A 23,530-nucleotide genomic window follows, 5' to 3' on the forward strand; every position below is an offset into this window, starting at 1 on the left:
TGGTGTCAGCTGCCGTAGTGGGACATTCCCCCTTCGCGCCGATGTGGATGTGCTGTACGTGCGGGTACGGCTTTCCGTCGAAGGTCTCGGCCAGACCCGTGACGGTCTGAGTGACAGTGGCCTGGTCACCGGAAACCTCAACGGAAACGGTGCCGCTGCCATTGCTGCCGTTGATCGCATCGAGCGTCCCCTGGTAGGACGCGTCACCAGTGGCTGCAAAGGCTGGACCACTCGTCAATACGGCGACACCTAAAGCAAACGCGGGCACACACCACAGTGCTGTCTTCTTATTCATCAAAATTCCTTACTAGGAGGTTATGTCGAAAACATGCTCGGAGAAAAACATGCAGAAGTACAAGGAATCGTTGNAGTACAAGGAATCGTTGCCGTTTGCTCGACGCAACCCGCGCAACTCAAGGCCAGCAAACAAATACGACGCCTTACCACTGGATTCTTTGCATGAACAGAATTTTTGTCAAGAACCAATCTGGCCCTGACTCCGTTGGGTGAACTCCTCACAAGAGAGAACGTTCACTATGGCAAGATCACATCGGGAGTTCACTCCTGAGTACAAAGACGAGGCCGTGAAGCTGGTCATCGCCATCCCGCCGGGCGTAACCAGCACCGGCGACATTGGCGACACCCTCTTGTATCCACAAGGAAAGGCAACCCTTGACCGACACCCTCCCTGCCCGCGACGCGCCTCCGCCCGCCAGCGAATCTCCGGTAAAGCAAGCGAGGAAACCTTGGCTCAGCGCCTTGCTGTTACGTCTGCACTTCTATGCCGGCATCCTGGTCGGCCCGTTTATCCTTGTGGCCGCGCTCAGCGGTGCCATGTATGCAGCGACACCGCAGCTCGAGCAGGCCATTTACTCGCACGAACTGCATGTGCCAGTAGCCGAGGCAAGCGTGCCGCTGGCCGACCAGATTCTGGCAGCCCAGGGCGTTGTCGGAGACGACGGCTCGCTGGTTGCCGTGCGGCCAGCGCCGAACAACGGTGACACGACCCGCGTGATGTTCACCGACGACGGCCTCGGCGAGAGCGAGACCCGCGCCATCTTCGTCAACCCCGCGAACGCCGAAATCCGCGGTGACCTAACCGCATACGGCACCAGCGGTGCACTGCCGCTACGCACCTGGATCGACCAGTTCCACCGCAGCCTGCACCTTGGAGAGTTCGGTCGCCTCTACAGCGAACTTGCCGCTAGTTGGCTGGGCGTCGTCGTCATCGCCGGCGCCTTGCTGTGGATCTTCCGTATCCGCAGGGCCCGCGCCAAGAAAGATCTGGTTCGCCCCGACAGCAAGGTGAAGGGCTACCGCCGCATCTTCAGCTGGCACGCATCCACCGGGATCTGGTTGCTTGTTGGCGCACTCTTTCTCTCCGCGACCGGAATCACCTGGTCGCAATACGCAGGCCACAACGTCTCCAACCTGCGAGCAGCCCTCAACGTCGGCACGCCCGCCCTCTCAACCGACCTCATAGAGTCCACGGACACCGCTACCGGCGATCACTCCGGACACAGCGTAGATCAGGCGTCCACGGAAGCGATCAAGCCGGCAACCTTCGATGCCGTGCTCGCCGTCGCCCAGCGCGTCAACGTCAACACCGGCTTCGTCGAAATCAGTCCTCCCTCGTCCGCCGGGCAGGCATGGGTCGTTCAGGAGATCCAACACAGCTTCCCGACCGAGGTCGACGCCATCGCGATAAACGGACAAACACTGCTAACCACCGACCGGGTCGACTTCGCCGATTTTAACCTCACCGCCAAACTCGCCCGCTGGGGAATCGACACCCACACGGGATCGATGTTCGGACTCTTTAACCAGATTGTCCTGATCATCACCGCCCTAGGCATCGCAGCGATGGTGACGTGGGGCTATTTGATGTGGTGGAAGCGCCGCCCGACCCGCGGTTTTGCTCAAGCAGCACCCGCCGGAGCGCTCGTGCGCACTCCACGGTGGGGAACGGCCACTATAGTCGCCGCAGCAGTTGCACTCGGCCTTTTCTTTCCCATGCTCGGCGTCAGCCTCATCGCCTTCAGCGTCGTCGACGGACTACTCACCCTCCGACGAGGAGACAGGCGTGCTGAGTCGGACGGCGTGGACGGACACTCCCAATCGGCGTTTCCCCCACGCCGGGCGGCCGAGCACATCACATAAGTTAATTTGCGCCGAAGTCAGTCGTAGGCGCAGTTAGGACCTCAGGCAGCGATCTCTCCGGCACCTTCAGCATCGGGTCACATGCTTCTCGGACGCCCCGTGCGATGCGCCCAATCACCTGATTTTGGAACACGGTAACCAGCCCATTTGTACTTTTGGTGCCCGTTCCTACTCGATTCCCGAAACAACGCTGGTCTGTCGATCCAGCTACCCGCTAGCGGCTGAGCCCGCCGCGTTCCCGCTGCAGGCCGGCAGCTTTGTTATTCTTGCGCGCCTTGGTCTGCTTGCCTGGCTTGGTCGCCACGGCCGCATCGGGGTGGGTGCCGTTCTCCCGGTCGGCAACGAGGCGAACCTTCTGCAGCTGGGAGTCGACGCCTGACTTTTCCATGTCGGCCGCGAACGATCCGCGGCGCTCGGCGCTGTCGTAGGAGTACGCGGCGTCGTCACGAGCAACGTCAGCTCTCCCGGTCAATTCCTCCCGAGAAAGCCCCGCATTTGGATCTTCGTTGGCGTGCTCGGCGCGCTCATCTTCACGGTCGCGTTCTTCGGCCCTCCGGTCGAAATGGTCGGCTACCGTAAGCAGCGATGCCGCCTCGGCGTAGTCCTTACCGCTCTGTCCTCGGCTCTCCGCGGCGATGCCGCGTTCCTGCTGCGCTCGGCTCAGGGCCTCCCGCACCGCGGCCGGGTCGGCGTCGAGGTTGTTCACGTCGATGCCGTACCGGTCGGCCAGCTCTTGGCGCATGCGGTCGGACGTGCGCGCAATGTCCGGATCCACAGTGCGCCAGGCATCGGCTGTTTCGTAAGCCGTGGCAATGTCGTCGACGCCGGCTGTGTTCCACCACTCCTGCTTGTGCACCGGAGCCAGGCTGGCTAGTGCCGCATTGCGCTCGGCGTCAAAGCGCGCTTGCAGCTCCTTGGTCTGCTGCTCCGTGCGCGCTTGCGCGGTCCTGGCCAGCTCCTCGCGGAGCCGTGCGAAACGCTCGGCCATCTGCGTGGCCACGGTCAGAGCAACACGCATCTGCCCATCGAATGCTTCGCCTACGCCGTCTGATTCATCGGTCATGTGTGATGCACCCTTCGTTATCTGTCGTGACCGTCGCGCTCGTTCGGCGTGACGGTGGTCTTTGACTTGTGGGACTCGATGCGCGTCGGAACGGGCGTGCCCGTTCCGGGGACGACCTGGCCGCGCTGGGCTGCCTGGACGATCTTGGCTAGCTCCGGGTCAAGGCTTTCGGCCGGCGTCGGCATCGCATTACCGGGCTGCGTCTCGGTGCGGACGATGGCCGGCAGACGGTCGCGTACCTGCGAGTACTGGTCCCGCAACGTGCGGTCCAGTTGCGACGCGCGCTGCGCCTCACCGATCGCCGTGTGCATGTCCATGACTGCCTTCACAGTCGATGCGAGCTGGCGCAGCATGATCGCCTCGGCCATCGTTCCCTGACCCTGCGTAGACGCCTGCAGCAACATCATCGTGGCCCCGGCAACCGACACCCGGCCTGCGGGCTTCGGCTTTGATTCGTACGCGCGGATCTGCGCCGTGCGGGACAGATCGCGTGCAGTCTGGGCCAACGGTCCAGGCGTGGCCTCGACGCGCTGCGACCAAGCCGCAAACGCTCCGGCGGTGTCGCGGGCCAGGTGCGCCCAACCGGCGCGGTCCTCGAAAGGAATCTCCCGCATTTGCACGCGGAGCTGCTTGATGTCGTCGGTGTACTGCTTCCACAGTTTCGGATCCGGCGTCGTCTCTTCCCGTCCCGGAGCGACGGGCCGGTACTGCCACGGGTTCTTGCTCGTGGCCCTCCACTCATCGACTGCGCCCTGGGCACTCTGAGGACTGTCGGGCCATCCCTCGCGCATGCGGGGCAGGGTCAGGTCACGAGCAAGACGGCCACCTCCGTACCAAACCAGAGGTTCCTTTCCCTGCGGGCGAAGTGCGACTGAGTAGCCGGCCACAACGTCGTCGCGGCCAGCGGCGAAGCGCGGGCGCACGAGAGCTCCACCGCGGCGCACGCGGCGCACGAACTCGCCCTCATCAAGGGACGCCACAGACGCTGCACGCACGATGCGTTCCAGCTTGTGAGCCTCGACCTCAGTCCCGGTGCGCTGAGCCCGTGCCTGCTCGGCAGGCTTGATCCCACGCTCACCGATGCCACGCTCGCGCGACTCCAACTGCTCCAGACCGTAGTCGCGTTCCAAGTCACGGCAGATGCCCTGAGCACGCTTGAAGTCATTGTGCGTCGGCGCCTTCGTGCCATCCTCGCGGACAAGCGACACCGCGATGTGCACGTGGTCGTTACCATTCGTTGAAAGCCCGTGACGCACGGCGACCCAACGGCAGTCGGCCTTGCCGCTGCCGGCTTCAGTGAAGCCCATCCGGTCGACGAAATCCTGCGCGATGACTCCCCACTTCGCGTCGGAGAGTTGCCCTTCCTCGGCGCGCAGCGACAGCGAGCAGTGCCACACGTCAGCCGCAACACGCGTCGTGATTGTTTCCCCGGTTTCCGGGTCGGTGAGCCGTGCCTGGCGTGTGACCTCGACACCGAGTTTCACCCGCGGTTCGTCCAGATCCTTCGCAATCGCCAGCGCCGTCTCGGTGTCCAGAACGCCGTAGCCGTGCATCGTAACGATGGCCGAATTACCAGCGACAAGGTGCTGTTCCTCGTGCTCGTTCGATTTGCCATCCCCGGCCAGGTAGACCATAAGGCCACCCATCTGACCACCACGGGTGATGTTGGGCATCATGAGTCGGCCAGCGTATCTATCGCGGCAGACAAGCGAGGCACAATCGCACGGTACTCCGCGATGATCGACTCAGCCTCCGCGGGGAACTGGCTCTCCGTATTCGCGAACCGGGCCAGCTGGTTGGCATTGTTGGCGATGCTGGCGAGGAGCTTCCGCACCGCGAACAACTCAACGATTGCCATCTTGCGATCGGTCGACGTCTCGATGTGCGCGCTCATGGCCGACTCGAACAACAACCGCGGCACGGTCACGTCGCGAACCACGGCACGAGCCTGCAACTCATCGTCCTCCTCCGGAGAGACGTACACGCTGTAGAACTTCTTGCGCGGAGTGTCTGCATTCTTCCGACGCTTGCGGCCGAACAGGCGACCCTCATTCGTGTCGCTCATGTCCCACCCACTCCCTTTGGCCCAGCGCAGCGAACCCCCGAAACCGGGGGGACCATACGACAAGTATGCCGAAGAGGACGCCCCGCGGCCAAATTCGAAAGCGAGTTACCAAGGGTAACTTTATAGCTTGCTCCAAAAATGGTTTCACCCTGTTGGCGCTCGATGACAGGCATGGGGATCTAGAACAACCGATCATGCCTGTATGGAAGAGCGTGGCTCTGCCGATAATCTCGGTTCTATGAGTGAAGCAAATCTGAACACCGACAAAGTGGCCGCGCGAGCACGCGCCCTGATTGAAACCGACGTGTCAGCTCGTGTCGCAGCGGTAACGGCCATAGCTGTAGCCGCGAACGAATACGACGCCGCCGACGCACGACTCAAGGAAGCCATCAAGACGGCAGAGGCTCGTCTCAAGGAAGCAGGCAACACTCATGCCACAGCCTGGAAGTCGGCCCTGAGCGCCGGATGGAGTGAGAAGAGTCTCCGCGCAACGGGCGTTCGCGCACCCGGACAATCAGTACCCAAGGTGCGGAAGACGCGCGCCGCAGCAGCAAAAGCAGCAGCAGCCACCCCAACACCTCACGATTGACAGTTCCTTAGCTTCAACCGACACAGTAAGCCCCGCCTGAGCGTCTAGCTCGGCGGGGCTTTGTCGTTTGGCCAAATGCGCTTTTGACCATGAATTGCTTCTCAGTGGAACCGAGTTGCACTCCGCTCCCACGGGCGTAAAGGGTGCTCCGCAGATTCCTCCGGAATCCGACCTACGGCCGCCCTTGACTCCCGCTCCGCTGCGTACAACGGGCTTAATTACCAGTCGATGGCGAGCCATCGGCTGATAGCCGAAATATCGACATAGTTCAGGCCTCCTGTTGTCTGACGTCGATGGTCTGCCGGACTGAGAAGGGAACAAATCGTGAATGACTCACTGACCGTGTATACGCTGCCGGGGTGCAAGCAATGTGACCTCACCAAGCACGCGCTCGACGGTGCGGGAGTGCCGTACGTCGTAGTGGACCTGGCTACAGACGAGAGCGCCGTCGAGACCGTTAAACAGCTTGGCTACTCGTCGGCTCCGGTCGTCGTCATCGGGGCTGCAAACTGGTCGGGGTTCCGCCCCGACAAGATCCAAGCCGTCGCAGCGGCCCGGTCTACCGAACCGCCCACCATGCCAGCCGTCACGACAGACAAGCTGGGGTGCCGCTCATGGCAGTAACGCGTCGCCGGCCTCCGATCGCGGATCCACAACGACGCGCACTCACCCCCGCGCAAGCGGGCGAACGGTTGGGACTCAGTAGCAAGGAACTCGCACGACTACGTGGCCTCGGGGAAGGCCCGGCCTTCGTTATTCTCACCCAGAAGTCCGTCCGCTACCTCCGAGCCAGCGTCGACGACTGGGAGGCGCAGCTCACGGCCTGGAACGAAAGACTCTCGGCGTGATGAATGCCGGTGTGGCCGGGCAAGGCGTCTAGGACGCCTTCGATTCGTGCTCGAGGGCGTCCTCTGTCAGGGCGCGCCGCACACTCGACATGCCAACCTGCGGCTAGCGGGTGCTGACGTACCAAATGGTCAGCCCGACGCAGATGGCGACGAGCTTGATGATCTCGGCCTGGCGCTTCTCCTTCGCCTTCTGGGCTCTCTTGCTGGGCCGGGCGGCGCGGGGCTTCGCCGCCGTTGGCTGACGGGTGCGCGTGGTTGCCGGGGAAGCTGTGGTGCGCTGCCGCAGGATGACGGGCGGCGTCGCCTCGTCCACGACGCGGTCGCTGAGCGCGTGGAAGGCGGCGGCGATCTCGGCGGGTTCCTCGATGGAGTGTGGGCCCGCGTGCCATGTCCCGGGTTGCGCTGCCGCGGCGACGATGACGGCGACCTGTTCGACGCTGAAGATGGGGCGACCGCTGACGGTGGCGCAGAGGTCGCGGGAGTCGATGATGCGCAGTTCGACACCGTCTCCCTCGGGCGGGGCTTTCCGGGTGATGCTGGCCGGGTCGACGAGCGCGATGACACCGCAGACGGGGACCGTCATCCCGGTCACCTGGGAGAGCATCTTCTCCGCGCGTTTCGCTTCCTGGCTGGCCTTCCGAATGTACGGCTGCTTGTGATTGCCGACCATGAACCCGCGCCCGGCGACCCAGATTTTCTGGCCCGCGTGCCGTTTCGTGTTGATGGTGAACACCCCGGCTTGGCTGATGACGACGTGGTCGATGTCGCTCTCGCCCTTCCCGACGGGAACGGAGTGCAGAACGGTCCATTCCGGGCCGAGTTGCGCGAGGTGCGCGCCGACCTGGATCTCTCCGAGCGCGCCGATCCGCCACGGCACAGCGGCGTCTGTCAACAGCACGGCGCCGGTCTCGGGGACCATCTCTCCGGATTCCGCTTGGCGGCGGAGCACCTCGATCATGAGGCCCTGTCCGGGGACGTTGCCCCGGAGGTCCCGGATGACCCGTGGCGCCGCTCTACGCCCGGCTCCGGGCGTGTGCGGGCGTGCCGTTGTCTGCTCTGCTGCCGTCTGGCCTGCCGCCTGGTTTCCTCCCCCCTGGGATTCCACGACTACTTCCGTTCGCTCGGGTCGCCGCAAAGCAGACATTAATCCTTGCCTGGATCTTCGGCCATGTTGTAGATGCAGTGCAGGCCGGGAACGCGGGAACCCGCTCCGTCCGACTGATTGCTGACTCCCCAGAGGTTACCGCCGGACTGGACCGTTTCCCATCGTTCCGAATGGTCGCTATACCCCCAGAACCGCCGCTGCCCCGCAGGTCCACGGCGGCTCTCCAGACCTAGAACAGTTCGTCGACCTGAGGCTCAGCCCTGCGCATAGGTGGCGAGCGGTTGGGGCTCAGCACCCAGGAACTCGCACGACTACGCGGCCTCGCGCATCCTGGGACGGCAAGTTATCGGCCTGAAAGTGAATCACCGGCCTAGGTCTAGGCCCCGGTCTCGTTCTGGAGTCGACGCCCTGTATTCACGGCCCTCGGGTGCCGCGTGCTTCCCACGCACGCGGCTCCAGGCCGCAGGTGTGAGGTAATTGCGCTTGTTCACATCGACACTGCGCTGCAGCTCGGGATCGAGTGCCGGAGAGCCGTCATAGTCCGTGGATGGATCAAGCTCAGGTCGCGCCATTTCTGCGTGAACCTCGGCCAGCGAGGCAGGCGAATACTGCGTTTAGGTGACGGACCAGTCCGGTAGGTCGTCAAGCTTTTGCTGGACTGGCCGGTAGCGCTTACGTGTGCGCAGCTCGTGCTCTTCGTTGCCCCAAACGACCGTCGTGGTTCTTAGCAGGCCGAGTTTTTCAAGTTCTTGGGTGGCTCTCGTCCATGTATCGTCAGCGAGTCCATACTGTTTCTTTCGGTGCCCGTTCATCATCTCTCCCTGCGGATGCTTAGACCCTCCGTTGAGTTCGAGGAGGGCAAGCAGGACGGCGAGGTCACGCCCGTTGAGCTGCAGAATCCACCCCTTGGTCCACAGCGATAAGGGCACTCCGACCCATCGGGTCGCTCCTTTGACTTCCCAGAGGTCGCCCGACCCGTCGGGCTGGAGGAGCTGAGTTCCCTCTTTGCCATCAGCCAGCGTGATGTCGGCTATGAGGTTTTCTTTTCGAAGCCACTTCATCGCGTCGTTGAGCCGGCGGGGCCCTGTGTCGCCAGGAACGTTCAGCAGCCGTGCCAGGTAGCGAGTAGTGAGCCGGGGAAGCGTGTGCGGAGCTTTCGTGGCCCTCATCACAAGCGTCATGTGGAGTTTCAACCGAAGATCGTTGGACCGAAAGAGCCGACCTGCCATCGGCGTGGTCCCGTCCGCGCGCTTCACGTACTCGATAGGAAAGTTCACGCTGGACTTCCGCTTTGACCTGTCGGTAAACGTTCCGAGCGCTGCGATTGCTTCAGAGGGGGTCTCCACAGGTGGCTCCAGCTAGATACTTGACGGTCTCAGCGGAGCAACATGCAGTACGGGGGTACACAGGGGTACAGAGCTACGAGAGTTGCTTGTTAACGTACCGCTCGGAAGGGATTCGCGATCCGCATAAACCGCACTGTTGTACCGCGTAGAACGTCGGGATGCCTCGAAAACAGGTCGCGCCACACCGCTCAGAGCGAGGTCTGACGCAGTTGCATCCCGAGCACCGCTCGGCCACAGTTGGCTCATCAGCTAGATGCCCCCTCGTCCGGCAAGACAGGAGGGGGCATCCCGAGAGAAAGGAGGACCCGATGAACGCAGGCTTCCGCATCACTGTGCTTGTCACAGTAACCGCAATCACCATCACTATCGAGCCCTTGTAACTCTGGGAGCGGGGTTGGACACCTCGTCCAGCCCCGCTCCCGCCTGAGCGCTGTGGCTCTCGAGCCGCCAGCAAGAGCGCGGCTGACAGGCCAGTGTCCCCGGCGTAAGACAGAATGAAGTTGTGACTCTGGCCCCCCCGCACCCCGCTGATACGCCGGAGCTGCGCAAAGCGCGCGGTGCTTTCTTCACTCCACAGCCCATCGTTCGGTTCATCGCCGACTGGGCACTTCGAGAGGCCACTGACGCAGTCTTTGAACCGTCTGCCGGTGATGCAGAGTTCCTGGTCGAAGCCGTCCGCCGGCTTCGTGAACTCAGTGACGATCCGGGATTCGAGCCCACAGTCCACGGCGTGGAGATCCACAAGCACAGTGCGCAGGTCGGCCGCAGCCGTGTCCGCGAAGCCGGAGGACGCCCGCAGATCCAACTCAACGACTTCTTCATGGTCAATTCAGCGAAGAAGTACGCGGCCGCGATCGGCAACCCGCCCTATGTGCGTTACCAGGACTGGTCAGGCGTAGCCCGGCTACGCTCCCGCGAGGCAGCGCTCCGGGCCGGGGTTTCCCTCACCGGCCTAGCTTCCAGCTGGGCCGCATTCGTCATCCAAGGTGCGTCGATCCTCCGCGACGGTGGCCGGCTTGGCCTCGTCTTGCCCGCCGAACTCTTGTCGGTGAACTACGCCGCTCCGGTCCGACAGTTCCTTTTTGATCACTTCCGCAGCCTTGAGATCGTTCTCTTCGAGGAGCAGGTCTTTCCAGAAGCCGAAGCCGACGTGGTCTTGCTGCTCGCAGAAGGATACAACCAGGGCCCCACGGACCATGCGACGATCCGGCAAGCAAAAAACGCAGCCGGCCTCGCCGACCTGGAAATCGGAATGCAGTGGGCCCCAGTCGACCCCGCCGGCAAATGGACCGGCGCAGGACTCGTGCCGCCCGCGGCAACGATGCCCCTGGCACGGTTGGTCGCAGGTGAGTCGTTTGTCGATTTGGAGTCCTGGGGAGATACGACTCTCGGGATGGTCACCGGTAACAACCGGTATTTCGCGTTGTCTCCCGCACGGATCAAAGAGCTGGGCATCCACCGAAACGAGCTACTGCGACTTTCCCCGCCAGGCAGCTCACATCTGCGCGGCCTCGTTCTCTCCGATGACATGCTCACCAGGCTTGGTCAGGACGGAAAAGCCACCCGCCTGTTCTACCCCTCAGTGAAGCCGTCAGCGGAGGCGCAGGCGTACATCGACGCCGGGCACGCTGCCGGCGTCGACCAGGCCTACAAGTGCCAGGTTCGCAAGACCTGGTACCGCGTGCCGCTCGTCGCACCGGCCGACCTACTGTTGACCTGCATGAATGCAGACACACCGCGTCTAACAACGAACCTGGCCGGCGTCCGCCACCTGAACTCCATCCACGGGGTCTACCTCAAAGAGGATCTTCGGGACCTGGGCCGAGAACTCCTGCCACTGGCTTCGTTGAACTCGATCACGCTTCTCAACGCAGAGATGGTCGGGCGCGCCTACGGGGGTGGGATTCTGAAACTCGAACCCAAAGAAGCCGACCGGTGGATGATGCCGGCACCCGAGCTGATTAGAACCCGCGCCGACGCGCTTCGCGCCATTCGAGACAGGGTCGCCAGAAAGCTTCAAGCCGGCCAGCTCCTCGCAGCAGTGCGCCTTGTCGACCAAGCCCTTTTGCTCGATGCCGGACACCTGGCAGTTGAGGAGATCGAGCACGTTCGTGCCGCCCACGCCGAACTAACTCGTCGACGCACAACGAGAGGTAAACGTGGCTGAGCCCACCGCCAAGGACAAAGCATGGGTCATCTTCGACCGCATCATCGCTGACGCCTCACCCCTTGGCATCCACACCAACCCGTGGCGCCTGGTGGACGACAAGCGGCACTATGTGCCGGATGTCGCCACGCTAGAGCGCCTCCTTGGCGTCCCGTTGTACCTGAAGGCAACCGTTCGTTCGGGCGTGCGCGCCCTCGCACTAGACGTTTGGCTTGCATACGAACTGCGCCGAGCCGGATTCGAACCCGATGCCGTCTGGCCCCGGCCGAGTCACCCACGCATCCTTCCCGTGCCGATCACAAAGTTGCTGGAAGCCCTGCCGAAAGCGGAAAAGGCGATCCTCATACAGCGATTGACCAAGAAGACTTCGATCAGCGGAGTGACCTCATCTAGTGCTTCGATCTTGGGCAAAAACTACCTCAAGCAAGTGGACGTGATCATGACGGACTGGGCAACCGGCCCGGAGATCCTGGTCTCCACGAAGCGTATGGACTCTTCCTACGGGAAGAACGCGGCAAACCGCGTTGAAGAGTCCTACGGAGATGCAAAGAACCTGAGGCTTCGCCACCCCATGGCCGCTCTCGGATTCCTCATCGCGCTACGTTCGGACATCCTGGTCAAAGAACCGCTGATCTTCGACTGGCTCACCGACCTCGTCGGGAAGCTCGGCCAGGAAGACGACGCATATCACGCCACGTCGTTGCTGCTCATGGACTACGGGGACGACCTGGCGATCGATGATGAGGATGACGAGGAAGAGCCAGAGAACCCGCTGACGCCTGCGGGACCGGAGCCAGAGCCCGACGAAAACGAAGACGTCGAGGACGTTCCATCCGACGAAATTGACAGAGCCCTGTTGGGGCTTCCCTGCGTGACGATTCAGGAAGAGCTCGTAGAGCCACATCTGCGATCAGCGGCGTTCATTGCGAATATCGTCAACCGGACCCTCGACGTAACCCCGATCACCCTGCACAAGAAGGCCCGCCTGCTGCGAAAGAACGCAGCTGGGTAACGACTACGTGATCAAGACCGGACGGCGGTGAGGATGTTCGGTAGGCACCGACCAGTGCAGTAGACGATCGAGTACTCATTCGAGTCAACAAGATGTGGCCGCCTGGAGTGCAGGCGGCATCAGTGCAACACCAACCTTCAGGTGAGTTATCCATGCAGTCAAAGTCTTTTGACATCGAGAAAATGAAGCTCATTAGGTCGGTCTCTGCACGCCTAGCTGACCTTGATGTTGATGACGTCAACCTCCTCATGTACGAGGCTGGATTGCGTGAGTTCGGTCGCGAACTCTGGTTAGGTGATGACCAGGGGTGGGAGCCGACCGAAAGCGATCGGCGGCGGGAAGCGGGCGTGGCTCTGCGCGATCTTGATACGTCAGACCTCATCGGCTTTGATACGGCAATATCCCAGGTCTTCGATTCGACAGCGTCCACCACGCCGCAGAGTGTCTTGGCGGAACCCGAACCCTTGCGATTGTTTGCTTCCCACCTCACGACCCAGAAGGTCTTTCTGCACCAGGTGGCTGACAACCTTCGGTTGTGGAAGATCTCGCTGTTCGTAGCTCACGATGACATCGAACCTGACGCCCATTGGCACGCCTCGATCGAAGCAAACCTCCAGGCAGTTGATGGAGGAGTCGTCTTTCTGTACCCCGGTATTGACAGCAGCAAATGGTGTGACCAAGAGATTGGATGGCTTCTCGGCCGAGGGGTGCCAGTCCGAGCGCTGAAATTCGCAGGACAGGACCCCTACGGCCCGCTGGGTAAACAGCAGGCTCTCACGGTGCAAGACAACGCGTCTGGGTGGGATGTGGCGGCCTTGATCGTGGATTGGGCGGCCAAGAGGCCTGGCTTGGCCCCTCAGTTCAACGCATCCATGGTGACCTCACTGGCCACCTCTATTTCCTCCATCCAATCGAACGCACTATGGGACCGCCTGAGGGGCTCGCGTGCCCTTACGACAGCCCAAGTAGCAACAGTTGCTACGGCGGTTAGGGACAATCCCAATGTCTACGCGGGGGCATACGCTGGGCCCGTCGTTGAGGAGGTTGGGCAAGTGCTGTCCGCTCTCATGCTGCCGTGGCTCGTCCTGCAGAGGGGGTATCCGGCAAATGCGGAGATGATCCGGACGACTGCAGTTGCTCGAGGTCTTGGAAGCTTGGTGCCTTCGCCAGCGGGTGGAGAAAATCGGGACGTATGGAGCGGGGCGGCGGTAGATAGCCCCTTCTAACCCGGATCTAATCGTTCGCCGTCGAGCACAGTGTTACTGCCGCGAACCGCCCCGGCTAACCGCAGCGTTGGACGGCTAAGGCCCACACCCAGCGCGATGCAGTCCTCGGTCCTGCCGCTCGAGGTACACGGCGTGTGGGGTCCAAGCCTGGGCGCGGCCTTGGACGTGAACGGGCATTGCGAGCCCACACCGATAACGGCGTCCTACGCGGCGAGTCCCAGCGCAGCGACAACGCCTGAGCTGGTAGCGAGCGATGTGCCCAACGTCAGGTTGGAGTACACCTCAACTAGACGTCAGGTGCAGGCATGCCGTCTCGTCCGAATAGGGTCCGATTTCTGTTAGTTGACAGTCCTCACTGCCGAGTCTTAGAGTTCAACCTGACAGAACAGGCAGGAGCCCCGTGGCGGGTCAACGAGTTGGATATGTGCGAGTCAGCACCCTCGATCAGAACACCGTCCGCCAGCTTGATGGCGTCGACGTCGACAGGGTGTACGAGGACAAGGCGTCGGGGAAGGACCTGAACCGGCCTGAGCTGGAAGAGATGATCAAGTTCGTTAGAGAGGGCGACACCGTCCTGGTGCACTCCATGGACCGCCTTGCCCGTAACCTCGACGACCTCCGATCGATCGTGCGCCGGCTCACCGCGAAAAAGGTCCGAGTCGAGTTCGTGAAAGAGCAACTCTCCTTCACCGGTGACGACAACGCGATGGCGAACCTGCTCCTCAACGTTATGGGAGCCTTTGCTGAGTTCGAGCGGTCCCTGATCCGTGAACGTCAACGCGAGGGCATCGCCCTGGCCAAGAAACGTGGCGTCTACCGCGGCCGCACCCCATCACTGGATGCGGCCCGTGCCGCGGACCTGCGTGAGAAGGCCGCCGCCGGTGTGTCGAAAGCTGCTCTTGCTCGAGACTTTGGGATCAGCCGAGAAACTGTCTACGCCTACCTCCGGGCTGAGGTCTGAAACGCTCTTCACTGACGAGCCATGCCATCCTGATGGTGCCGTGATTCGGGTGCGGAAAGCATCTTCGATCTTCCGAACTGATCACGCGGCTGCGCCATTAGGTCCCTTGTGAGGTGAGTCCTTTCTGGAGAAGACCGAGGATCTCGTGATGGTCGGCTGAGGTCTTCAATTGCGCATGGATGTACTGGGGCCGTCCGCTAACGATCGTGTTCGATGGTGTGGCGGGATACTCCTTGATATTGAGTCCTTGGACGTAGACGCTCAGGTGGTCGCCGTGGACGGTGACATCGCAGAGCTTGCGTTTGCCGTAGTACTTCAGGCCGCGCACTCGCGAGCGGCGTGATACCTCGGGACCGAGGGCGAGAATGCCCGCGTCGAGGTCCTCCCAGAGTGGGAGCAGCGCCGCACTCATCCGGTCGGTGTGATTTTCGACTGGTACCTCTTCCTGCTCAGGCAGGTTGTTGGCGATGTCGACCAAGCTTTCGCCAGCTTCGTTGACCCAGTAGGCGGGTCCCTGGAGAGCGACGACGATCTTGCCCGCTCCCTGCTCAAGGATGAGTCGGGCTAGCCCGGTCGGTGAGTATGGCTGGTCGTCGGCCTGCCAGACCAATGGGGACGAAGAGTCTTCCTGCCAGGTTGCGTACCTGCGTCCGGGTTCGTTTGTAAACCACTCTTCGAGCGTGGCCAGAATTTCCGGGGTTGAATGGAAGTGAAACCGTTCGCCTTGTTCGAGTACTTCGGCGCCAATCAAGCGCGCGACGGTGTTGGCTTCGCGCTGCCGATTGTGTTTGCCGGTTTTCGCTTTCTGCGCCTCGTTGACTTCTGGGGAGAGAACGAATTCTTCAATCCCGGGCGGCGGGTAGTGCTGCGAGACGGTGACGAGAACATCATTGGCAGTTTGATACGCCTGAAAAACCAATAGCTTGATGTCGAGTCCCAGCTGCTGGTGCAGGAACACGACGGTCGCCGTGACGGTTTGAGGGAAATCGGTCGCCATGAGAACGATCTTCGGCAGCCGAAGAGAGTCCTCGGTAATTTCGGCCCAAGCGTCGAGTTCGGCTGCCGCGTCGCTCGCGGATACCTCTTGACCAGAGGTCTGAGTGCGATATCGCGCGTGGACCCTATCAAGGTCGTCTCGAGTGAACCGCGAGACTAACGCTGCGTACTTGAGCGCTTGCATCTCGACGGTGTCTGGGGCTTTGTCTCGTTTGAGCTCGACGACAAGGAGATGACCGTCCCCGTCCAGCGCCAGGACATCAAGACGGTCGTGTTCCTTTACCCCCGTGTGGCCTGTCCAGCTGCCGAACTCAAACGCCACAATCTTGATGGAGGAGCCAAGGACCTCTGGATGTGCGATGACCCATTCCTGGAGGTGCTGTCTTTCCCGCAGGCCGGCTTGGGCTAGCCCGATCGGTGTTGCAGCGATGGCTGTCGCCCCCTTGACGGTGAAAACGAGCTCGCCGTTCATCGCACTCCCTTATTCAGATATTCAGACCTGAGAAGCAGTCTCACACAACGCGGCCGGGCGGCGTGCTGCACACGATCTACCCCCGCCAGACCAGCGGCCAGCATTGTCCAGGGATGTCGGTCAATCGGGTCGCCGCCAATAAGGATGCCGCGTATCGTCCCCCGCCTTATCGAGCACGAACGCGACGCTCTGTTCAGCACGAGTTACTCCGACGTATAGCTTCGCCGCGGTGAGGTCTTCGAGTTGCGTTCCCCTCTGGAGCAGCTTCTGCATCTTGTCTGTCGGGAAGATCAGGACTCGTTTGCGTGTGAGTCCCTTCGCTGCGCCGAAGTTCATGAAAGTCAGGTGATCGTGGCTTTTCCAGGATCCGGCGCCCCAGCGGAGGTTCTGCGGCTCGAACCGGTCGATGTAAGCTTCGACGTCTTTCGTTCGGACGAGAAACACGCCGTCATGATCCGACGCAGTCGCATTCAATGACACTGTTGGTGGGAACGCCCAGATGCTGTCGAAGAGCGAGTCGGCGAATGCTGCTATTTCGGGCCGGCATCGCCACGTTTCCGACCGGTGGGTGATGACCAATCTGCCGGCTGCCTCCTGGTGTCGGAACCAGTTCCACACCTGCATGTTCTTGTACTGCTTGTGCTTCCGTTCCGACGGGTTGGTCGAGATAACCGCCTGCCGGACGTCCCCGACCATTGTCAGCGGAATCGTGGAACGCAGAAGTGCCTCCACAATCTCTAGGTCGTACCCGCTCAGGTCCTGCACCTCGTCGATATAGACATGGTCGTAGATGGCTTCCAGACGGCGCAGCGGGAGCGAGCGTGATGCCTCGATCAAGAGATTTGACAGGTGGGCGGTGTGAACCGCGCGCAGCAATCCTGATTGGGTGAAGTATCGACGCCGTACCGTTAGCGGAACTTTCTCCTGATAGGGGCTCTTGTCATCGAGTCCTTTGACGTCCTGGCCCGGGAACAGGAACGGGAGATAGGGGCGGATGAACTGGCCGATGAGGAAGGTGAACCATCCGGATACCTCGATGTCGGCGGTTGGGTTGGCTTCGTGCACTCGTCGACGCAGTTCCGCCTGGTTGTTGAGGGTGAACGTGAGGACGAGAATTCGCTGCCCGGCGGGGGCGGTTGCGCAGGCGTCGACGATGCTCTGTGTCTTCCGCGATCCCGCAACGGCCAGTACGAGTTCACCGCCTACTGTCATGGATGAATTCCAGAGCGTTGGTGAAATATGAAGGAGATGTGATCGTGGTTGGCGATGAGAAAATCTTCAACGCGGCGTCGGTCTTGTTGTTCCCCATCCATGTCTCAAGGTTGGCGCGGGGTGTTCCCAAGATGGCCCGCAGCGTGTTGGCGTCATTGACGTTCAGGACCTGCGGTTCGAGGGTGTGCCCACACGCAACGTCGCCGAAGACGATCACCCGATCGTCGTTGAGGAGGTCACCGAGTTCGATGCGCGCATCGTCGAGCTCGCTTTGGGAGCGGCCATCGTTGTCGCTGAGGATGACGCAACGCTTGCCGACGAGTTTCGCCAACTCCAAAAACCGGCGATGGGATAGGCCGCGCATCGAGAAAACGTCGATGCCGTCGTCGATGGGGCGCCGGCCCCACCGATCCCGATAGAACCGTTCGAACAGGAGCTCGTCGGATGGCCCCTCGACCAGAACCATTCGTTGTGCGAGCACGAGGCGGAGGGTGTCGAAGCCAGGAAGCTTCCGGAAGTAGTTAACGGTGTCCTCGGGAAGGGCGGCGAAGGGTCGGACATCGCCGTCGGACACCAGCCGGAGCCGGTCAAGACCGAGACGGTTGAGGACGAAGGAGCTGTGAGTGGCGACGAACACCTGCTGCTCGTCGTGGCTAAGCGTGTCGATTCGGTCCAGGAGCACGTTCAAGTTGGAGTGTGACAGGTGGTTCTCTGGTTCTTCGATCATGACAGCGCCGGCTGCGTTCGCGTGGCGGCGCATTGCGAGGACGATCTTCGTGACCGCTTGCTGCCCTTGCCCGGCCAAGAGGAAGGGAACGTCGTCGACGTGCGGAACCACGCTGCTGTCCCACGACGTGCGGGACGAGTGGTCCATTGCCAAGGCAACATGGCCGCCATCGAGGAGCTCGTCGCCAGCGGCGAGTTTCGTATTGACGTCCCCGAGATGTTCGGCGGTCATGTTCTCTTTCACCCTGCGGAACGCCGCTGAAACCGCCGCACGTTCCTCGTCTGTGAGGTTATCCCCAATCACCTGTCGCAGGTGATAGTCCACGCCCGCCGTTGAGCGGACGGTTCGAGAGTCGATGACGGCGACGGCGAGAGCGCGCGGTCGCTGAGTCAGGTGGTTTCCCTGGAACGAACGCCAATCGGCAGTGAAGTACTCCGTGGGTAGTAATTTCGTACCCGGTTCGGAGACGTACGCGCTGAATTCGTCCCGGTACTCCGGGTTCAGCCGGATGCGAAGACGCACGCCTGGAGCGTGACCGCTTGGCTTGTCGAGGTCATCTGCGCCGATGAGAGGAGCGAACTCGGACCGATCCTGGAGGGTCACCTCAATGAAGATCTCAGGCGGCAGAGGATTCTCCCTTCGCGCACGCGCCGCCAGGTACTCGGCCACGGTCTGGGCGTGGAACCAGTGCGGGTTCAGCTCTTCAGAGACCGTGCGGCCATTGATTCGGCCGGTCACCGCCATCCCGATTGCTTCGAGCAGAGTCGACTTTCCTGCCTGATTGTTCCCGACGAGGACGTTGAACGTCGGGTGGGGTCGGAAGTCGAGGCTTCTAAACTTCCGATAGCCGCGAATGCGAACTCTGGTAATCAAGTGGTTCCCCCGGTAATGCGTCTAGTGCATCGCGTAATTTCTCTGACGAGTCTGGCAGTGCGAGCCAACGAGCTCAGGCAACATGCCTGCGCGCTCTGAGTTTGCCGAGCCTGAACCAGCAGCTCGGGCGCAAAGGCGCAATCGCTCACTCGCTGCTCGCTGCTCGCTGCTCGCTGCTCGCTGCTCGCTGCTCGCTGCTCGCTGCTGGCTGCTGGCTGCTGGCTGCTGGCTGCTGGCTGCTGGCTGCTGGCTGCTGGCTGCTGGCTGCTGGCGAGGATCATTACTTTTCAGTGGATAACTCAGGGATCGGCATTTCGGAAGAGGCCCCTTCATCTGTCCTGCGCCTCAACATCGATCCAATCGCCCCGGTAACGCTCGTGGCCGCCCCCTTGACCGCGGCGCTGGCATTCCCTGCAGCAACCGCTGCCCGCGGCTTATCAGGGCTACCGTCCCCGTCGATGTCGACTGCGCGCATCTGTCTCTTGAGCTGAGTGCTTCAGAACCGGCGGAGACAAGGCACTGACACCTGCTCTGGAGCGCCGCGGGATACATCTCAATGCGCCAAAGAGTGTTCACAGAACGCCGCCACAGAGCGCCAAAAGTCACAGCGAATCGCCGCGCCGTGAGATTCCGGCAATTCCGGCGATCTGCAAAGGCAAAAAAATGGGAGTCGTGAAACGCCTCATATCCCTAGGGATACAAGACACCGACGCCTGCTCTGGAGCGACGCGGGCAACCCGCTCGCTGCGCCCAATGAAGCACACACCACCCCGAGAGCCCCAAAGTCACAGGGTGATTAGTTCAGGAATCTGAGGCGTTCTTGCCGTAGTAGAAACCGATCACGGCTGCGGCGAGAGCCTGCGGTCCCGATATTGCCGCGACCGCCATTGTGAATTTATCTCCGTCGATCCAGTTGCAGATCAGCGCGAGTATCACCGCGCAAAAGGGAAGGGCCAGGAGCCCCAGCACAGTGAAAGCAATGAGCTGGCGGGTGACTTGATCGTGGGTGCCCTTGGGCATCCTCCTGCGCTTCTTCTTGATTCTGTACGCACCGGGCGCGGGCGTCTCAGATTCGTCAATGTCGGAGGTGTCTTCCTCCAGCTCGCTGTGGTGGGGGCTGGGCTCCTGCGCCCTGGTGTTATCCAATCGAAGTCTCCGGATCGGTATCCGAACACGGCATCAGGACGAAGACACCTGACAAGCCGCAGGACGACGGTTGTTCGTTGTCCGTGAGCTCGCGGACGGGCTCGAGCACGATTGTGCTCTGGCGTGCATCGGCGCAAGAGCTCATGCGATCTACCGCGAGGGCCTTAGAAACGAGAAATAAATTGAATACAGAGGAAGTGGGTTCAAAACTACTGTCCGGGTAAAACCCCTGGAAGGCGTTTCCTGTCACTGGATCTCCTTCCATGTTGAGTTAAATACCTGGAGCGTCGGATAGTCCCAGCGTTCGTTCAGTATACACGTTCGAACGCGTTCCATACGTATAATTTGCGCATTCGGTGTGCCAAAGTGGTAGATAAAAGGGGTAAATGCGGTTAGGGTTTAGAGATGACGACGATTTGAGACCACCTCGAATCAAACTTGATCGGATTCCGGGAGCTGCACTCCCGGACCATCGATCATCGCCGGCCGAGTTGGTCGGCTCATCAATGAACCCTGAAGCGCCGAGTGCCGCGACGTTACGCAGCACGACGCCCAGAATCAGTGAAGGAACAGTGGACCATGACTTCCGTCTACCCCACCACCAATGACACGCGAACCCCGCGCCGACAGAGCGCGGAAAAGATCGTTCGCCTAAATGTGAACCTAAACAACGAAACCGCCGAAGCCCTCAAGGCGCTAGCCGACGAACGAGGTATCTCAGTGACTGAGGCGGTCCGTCGAGCAATCTCGGTGTACAAGTACATCGAGGACGAAGTAAGTGCTGGACACAAAGTTCAGATTGCCGACAAAGTCAACAAAACGGTCACCGAACTAGTTCTCATATAACGAGCAGTTTCCACGATTTAAGGAGCGTCGCAGGCCTGACCGTGACGCTCCTTAACGCTTGGCTCATTTGCGTGGAGATCAAAGCACGCACTATGAGAATTTAATGTGGCTACTCGTGGTGGGACCGAGTGTCCGGCCAGACCTGGCCGATGAGCCGGCGGTGATACTCCTTGTCACGGCTGGCTGAGCGATTCACGGCCAAGCGGGCGACGACCGGGTCTTAGTAGTAACTAGTTTCAGAAGGCTGCATGGCCTGGCGGGTGTCAAGTCAGGTTCATGCGAACAGTTGCCAGCTCCCGGCCTTCGGTGCAGTCGGCATAGCGCCCGGATCTCGCAGTTCGCGCAATTGTGGACGCTAAATCCAGAGGTCGTCGACCGCTGACTTGTCGTCAGCAGCCCGGGCCGCTTGGACTGTGCGCCGCGCGGTCGACAAGTCGTTCAAGGCCTGAGCGAGGTCGTCGAACCAATCCTCCTCATAGAGGTATTGCGGGAGGATCACCGAGTTGGTGTGGCGGGCGTCCAACGTATAGCCGGCGCTCCTGATCGGGCCGATGACTCCATCGACCTTGCCATGGAACCGCTTGAAGATAGCGCTGTGGATCTTGCCCGGAGAGACCTTCGAATAGGTGCCGTCGCTGATAGGCCACTCGATGTCGTCGACGGCGGCAATGAAGGCTGCGCCGAGAACGCGGGCTTCCTCGGCAACTTCGGCTCGAAGGGTGGAGACGCCCTCTCGACCGATCGACTTCGTGACCTCGGGCTGTTCGTGCGCGTAGCGTTTGGCGATCGACTCCGCCTTCCCGGGGAGATGCGCGGCGATGTAGGCCAGCGTCACGCGTTTCTTTGCTTCGGAGTTCCCCTGGGCGGTCCTCAAATGTTCACGTGCGACCTCAAGGGCCTTTTCGGTTGCCTCACTCATACTCGTGAGCATAGAGGGTGCCGGTGACAGCTTCGATCGCCAACGCTCGTGGGCCAAGCCGCTCGCATCCCGACCAGAGAAAGCCCATCATGACCGTTGTGGCCGAGCTGAATGACGCCACTGTCGCGCGCCTACTCACCTACCGCACCAACGTCAACTTCTGAGCGCACAGGCTATAGCTCGCAGTCCTCGGCCTCTCCATCGACTACTGGGAGCCCGCCGCCGACTGAGCAAAGCTACGGGTTAGCGAGATCGAAAGTGCGCCACGGCGATGAGGCCAAGGACATTGATTGCCGCGACGAGGACCCTTGTCCAGTTGATGCGCGAACGGTGTGCCTTCTTTTTCTTCATGGTCTGTACTTTCCAAAAGGGCGAAGCCCTCAACGAGACGGTCACATGCTGTGTACGTGGCGGCTTCACCAAGTGCGGTGGGTAGCTTGAGCCGGATGGCTCACAGCGCCCTATGCGCCGTCTTCGACGGCGGGTGTCCCCCGGACCCCGCCGGACACCGACGACTGGCGGGCTGCGCCCGCGACCGCGCTTAACCTGGGGCCATGGCGCAAACGACCCCGGACTCTGACCCGCTCCGCGTCAGAGATTTCTTCACGCGCGAGTCGCTGCAGGCGATGGTGTCGCTGGTCACGTGGTTCGTCGCGGTGAGTTTGTTGCTGCTGATTCCATTCAGGTGGGTGCAGGGCTCCCAGACAACAGTCATGGACTCGGGCGACTCGGCGGGTGGCCTCGGAGAGGCCGCCGCGCAATTCATGGTTGGGGCGAGTCTGATTACTGCCGGCCTCGTGCTGCTGTCTCGCTGGTCGATAGCCGGCGACGGTTTCGGGGGCCGGTGGCCGCGGTCCGCGCACCCGGTCGGCCGGTTCGTTCGGGCCACGGTGTGGGTCCTGGCGATCGCATGGGGAGCTGGACTGCTGCGCAGCCTGATTGAGTCGACGACGGGCACTGCATCGGAGGGCGCCTCGGCACTGTGGCGGACCTACAGCGGTGCGGACAGGGCCCTGGTCGGACTTTTCGCCGCGACGACGGAGGAGACTCTGAATGTCGCCGCGCCGGCCGGTATCGCGTTCGCCGCTGCATCGGCAGTCAGCCGGTGGCGGATCCAGCATGGTCGGTCTGCGCTGGACTCTCGCACGTTGTGGGCAGTGGCGGTCGCCGCCGCCCTCGTGGGCCTTGTCACGCGATACACGGATCATCTGTCTCAGGGCGGCCTTGGATCCACGGTCGCGGTGGTCTGGGGCGCGGGATTCCTGGCCGTATTCGCGATCTACCGGTCAGTGCTCCCATTGATGCTCGGGCATTTCTGCTACGACGCTCTTGTGGCGGGCAATCCGGTTCTGCCGGACACTTGGGCTGTGTACCTAGCGGTGTTTGTCCTGGTGCTCGGCGGCACCTTTGCGGCCTCATATTGGCGCCCGCCAGCCTGGGCCACCGAGCGTAGCCGGGTCTGAGTGGCATGCCTGGCACTGGCCTGGGATAAAGCCGCGGCCGGGTGGAGGGCCCGTCCTGGTCCTTGTCGCTGGCGCGTGCACGGGGTCAGTGCCAGACTCCGCCCATGGATGACCTCGACACCCCCAACTGCCCTGCCTGCTTGGTTCGCATGGCTGCAGTTGAGCGCTGGGGTGCAGCGTTCTGGAAATGCGCGGAGTGCGGGCTTGTGAAGCTCTGACTGCTCGACTCGGGTGAGATGTTCGGCCCGCCGTGGCGATGCTCCGCGCGAGTCTCCCCCCGTTGTCCTCCGTGACGTCGTACTGGTCCGTTGCTCGACCTGGTCCACTGGCCAAG

General features: G+C 61.7%; 22 protein-coding genes and 1 pseudogene. 12 read left to right on the forward strand and 11 right to left on the reverse strand.

What is annotated here, in order from left to right; translation table 11 throughout:
- Window positions 1-295, reverse strand: a pseudogene (locus tag E3O67_RS15325) (hypothetical protein); the annotation flags it as partial.
- A 377-nt stretch (window positions 296-672) separates the two neighbouring features.
- Between E3O67_RS15325 and E3O67_RS15330 the strand changes: the two are divergent.
- The gene (locus tag E3O67_RS15330; RefSeq protein WP_135103087.1) at window positions 673-2,160 is read left to right on the forward strand and encodes a PepSY domain-containing protein; all 1,488 of its coding nucleotides are present in this window, start codon (window positions 673-675) and stop codon (window positions 2,158-2,160) included.
- Between the two features lie 214 nt (window positions 2,161-2,374).
- Here E3O67_RS15330 and E3O67_RS15335 read toward each other — a convergent pair whose 3' ends face one another.
- From E3O67_RS15335 to mobC, 3 genes are read right to left on the reverse strand one after another with little or no spacing between them, the layout of a single operon-like run.
- Window positions 2,375-3,223, reverse strand: coding sequence for a hypothetical protein (locus E3O67_RS15335; protein WP_135103088.1), 849 nt, complete (start codon window positions 3,221-3,223; stop codon window positions 2,375-2,377).
- A gap of 17 nt (window positions 3,224-3,240) precedes the next feature.
- The gene (locus E3O67_RS15340; RefSeq protein ID WP_135103089.1) at window positions 3,241-4,899 is read right to left on the reverse strand and encodes a relaxase; all 1,659 of its coding nucleotides are present in this window, start codon (window positions 4,897-4,899) and stop codon (window positions 3,241-3,243) included.
- Window positions 4,896-5,288, reverse strand: a complete 393-nt coding sequence (gene mobC, locus E3O67_RS15345) for a plasmid mobilization relaxosome protein MobC (RefSeq protein WP_135103090.1) — start codon at window positions 5,286-5,288, stop codon at window positions 4,896-4,898. Before mobC ends, E3O67_RS15340 begins: the two co-directional genes overlap by 4 nt.
- A 202-nt stretch (window positions 5,289-5,490) precedes the next feature.
- Between mobC and E3O67_RS15350 the strand changes: the two genes are divergently transcribed.
- Together E3O67_RS15350 and E3O67_RS15355 are read left to right on the forward strand one after the other, a co-directional pair.
- A complete protein-coding gene (locus tag E3O67_RS15350) occupies window positions 5,491-5,877 on the forward strand; it encodes a hypothetical protein (RefSeq protein WP_135103091.1) in 387 nt (128 codons plus the stop codon).
- A gap of 324 nt (window positions 5,878-6,201) precedes the next feature.
- The gene (locus E3O67_RS15355) at window positions 6,202-6,501 is read left to right on the forward strand and encodes a glutaredoxin family protein (protein ID WP_135103092.1); all 300 of its coding nucleotides are present in this window, start codon (window positions 6,202-6,204) and stop codon (window positions 6,499-6,501) included.
- Between the two features lie 327 nt (window positions 6,502-6,828).
- Here the strand turns inward: E3O67_RS15355 and E3O67_RS15360 are convergent, their stop codons facing one another.
- The gene (locus E3O67_RS15360) at window positions 6,829-7,683 is read right to left on the reverse strand and encodes a nuclease-related domain-containing protein (protein ID WP_167726683.1); all 855 of its coding nucleotides are present in this window, start codon (window positions 7,681-7,683) and stop codon (window positions 6,829-6,831) included.
- 761 nt (window positions 7,684-8,444) lie between these two features.
- Window positions 8,445-9,176, reverse strand: a complete 732-nt coding sequence (locus tag E3O67_RS15365; protein WP_135103094.1) for a hypothetical protein — start codon at window positions 9,174-9,176, stop codon at window positions 8,445-8,447.
- Between the two features lie 502 nt (window positions 9,177-9,678).
- Between E3O67_RS15365 and E3O67_RS15370 the strand changes: the two genes are divergently transcribed.
- The 4 genes from E3O67_RS15370 (at window position 9,679) to E3O67_RS15385 (ending at window position 14,542) form a co-directional block, all read left to right on the forward strand.
- Complete coding sequence (locus E3O67_RS15370) at window positions 9,679-11,343, forward strand: class I SAM-dependent DNA methyltransferase (RefSeq protein WP_135103095.1); 1,665 nt, start codon at window positions 9,679-9,681, stop codon at window positions 11,341-11,343.
- Window positions 11,336-12,355, forward strand: a complete 1,020-nt coding sequence (locus E3O67_RS15375) for a hypothetical protein (RefSeq protein ID WP_135103096.1) — start codon at window positions 11,336-11,338, stop codon at window positions 12,353-12,355. The genes E3O67_RS15370 and E3O67_RS15375 overlap by 8 nt, the downstream gene beginning before the upstream one ends.
- A gap of 152 nt (window positions 12,356-12,507) precedes the next feature.
- Complete coding sequence (locus E3O67_RS15380) at window positions 12,508-13,581, forward strand: hypothetical protein (RefSeq protein WP_167726685.1); 1,074 nt, start codon at window positions 12,508-12,510, stop codon at window positions 13,579-13,581.
- A 400-nt stretch (window positions 13,582-13,981) separates the two neighbouring features.
- Window positions 13,982-14,542, forward strand: a complete 561-nt coding sequence (locus E3O67_RS15385) for a recombinase family protein (RefSeq protein WP_135103098.1) — start codon at window positions 13,982-13,984, stop codon at window positions 14,540-14,542.
- A gap of 97 nt (window positions 14,543-14,639) precedes the next feature.
- On the opposite strand, the gene E3O67_RS15390 is transcribed toward E3O67_RS15385, so the two are convergent.
- From E3O67_RS15390 to E3O67_RS15400, 3 genes are all read right to left on the reverse strand, one after another.
- The gene (locus E3O67_RS15390) at window positions 14,640-16,010 is read right to left on the reverse strand and encodes a hypothetical protein (protein WP_135103099.1); all 1,371 of its coding nucleotides are present in this window, start codon (window positions 16,008-16,010) and stop codon (window positions 14,640-14,642) included.
- 120 nt (window positions 16,011-16,130) lie between these two features.
- On the reverse strand, window positions 16,131-17,222 hold the full coding sequence (locus tag E3O67_RS15395; protein ID WP_135103100.1) for a UvrD-helicase domain-containing protein: 1,092 nt from the start codon (window positions 17,220-17,222) through the stop codon (window positions 16,131-16,133).
- Window positions 17,206-18,822: an ATP-dependent endonuclease gene (locus tag E3O67_RS15400; protein WP_135103101.1), complete on the reverse strand. Its 1,617-nt coding sequence runs from the start codon at window positions 18,820-18,822 to the stop codon at window positions 17,206-17,208. The genes E3O67_RS15395 and E3O67_RS15400 overlap by 17 nt, the downstream gene beginning before the upstream one ends.
- A gap of 101 nt (window positions 18,823-18,923) precedes the next feature.
- Here E3O67_RS15400 and E3O67_RS15405 point away from each other — a divergent pair, with 101 nt between their 5' ends.
- Window positions 18,924-19,313: a hypothetical protein gene (locus E3O67_RS15405; RefSeq protein ID WP_135103102.1), complete on the forward strand. Its 390-nt coding sequence runs from the start codon at window positions 18,924-18,926 to the stop codon at window positions 19,311-19,313.
- Window positions 19,314-19,623: 310 nt separating this feature from the next.
- Here the strand turns inward: E3O67_RS15405 and E3O67_RS15410 are convergent, their stop codons facing one another.
- Window positions 19,624-19,968, reverse strand: coding sequence for a hypothetical protein (locus E3O67_RS15410; protein ID WP_135103103.1), 345 nt, complete (start codon window positions 19,966-19,968; stop codon window positions 19,624-19,626).
- 579 nt (window positions 19,969-20,547) lie between these two features.
- Between E3O67_RS15410 and E3O67_RS15415 the strand changes: the two genes are divergently transcribed.
- Window positions 20,548-20,814, forward strand: coding sequence for a ribbon-helix-helix protein, CopG family (locus tag E3O67_RS15415; RefSeq protein ID WP_135103104.1), 267 nt, complete (start codon window positions 20,548-20,550; stop codon window positions 20,812-20,814).
- 355 nt (window positions 20,815-21,169) lie between these two features.
- Here the strand turns inward: E3O67_RS15415 and E3O67_RS15420 are convergent, their stop codons facing one another.
- A complete protein-coding gene (locus tag E3O67_RS15420) occupies window positions 21,170-21,733 on the reverse strand; it encodes a hypothetical protein (protein ID WP_135103105.1) in 564 nt (187 codons plus the stop codon).
- 23 nt (window positions 21,734-21,756) lie between these two features.
- Here E3O67_RS15420 and E3O67_RS17085 point away from each other — a divergent pair, with 23 nt between their 5' ends.
- The 3 genes from E3O67_RS17085 to E3O67_RS17910 all read left to right on the forward strand — a co-directional run bounded on the left by E3O67_RS17085 (window position 21,757) and on the right by E3O67_RS17910 (window position 23,414).
- The gene (locus E3O67_RS17085; RefSeq protein ID WP_167726687.1) at window positions 21,757-21,897 is read left to right on the forward strand and encodes a hypothetical protein; all 141 of its coding nucleotides are present in this window, start codon (window positions 21,757-21,759) and stop codon (window positions 21,895-21,897) included.
- 390 nt (window positions 21,898-22,287) lie between these two features.
- Window positions 22,288-23,196, forward strand: a complete 909-nt coding sequence (locus E3O67_RS15425; RefSeq protein WP_135103106.1) for a hypothetical protein — start codon at window positions 22,288-22,290, stop codon at window positions 23,194-23,196.
- Between the two features lie 104 nt (window positions 23,197-23,300).
- Window positions 23,301-23,414 carry a zf-TFIIB domain-containing protein gene (locus E3O67_RS17910; protein ID WP_370260532.1) on the forward strand — a complete coding sequence of 38 codons (114 nt, stop codon included), beginning with the start codon at window positions 23,301-23,303 and terminating at the stop codon, window positions 23,412-23,414.
- Window positions 23,415-23,530: the final 116 nt, after the last annotated feature.

Origin of the sequence: Cryobacterium sp. TMT3-29-2 (assembly GCF_004564305.1) — a bacterium.
Taxonomy (GTDB): domain Bacteria; phylum Actinomycetota; class Actinomycetes; order Actinomycetales; family Microbacteriaceae; genus Cryobacterium; species Cryobacterium sinapicolor.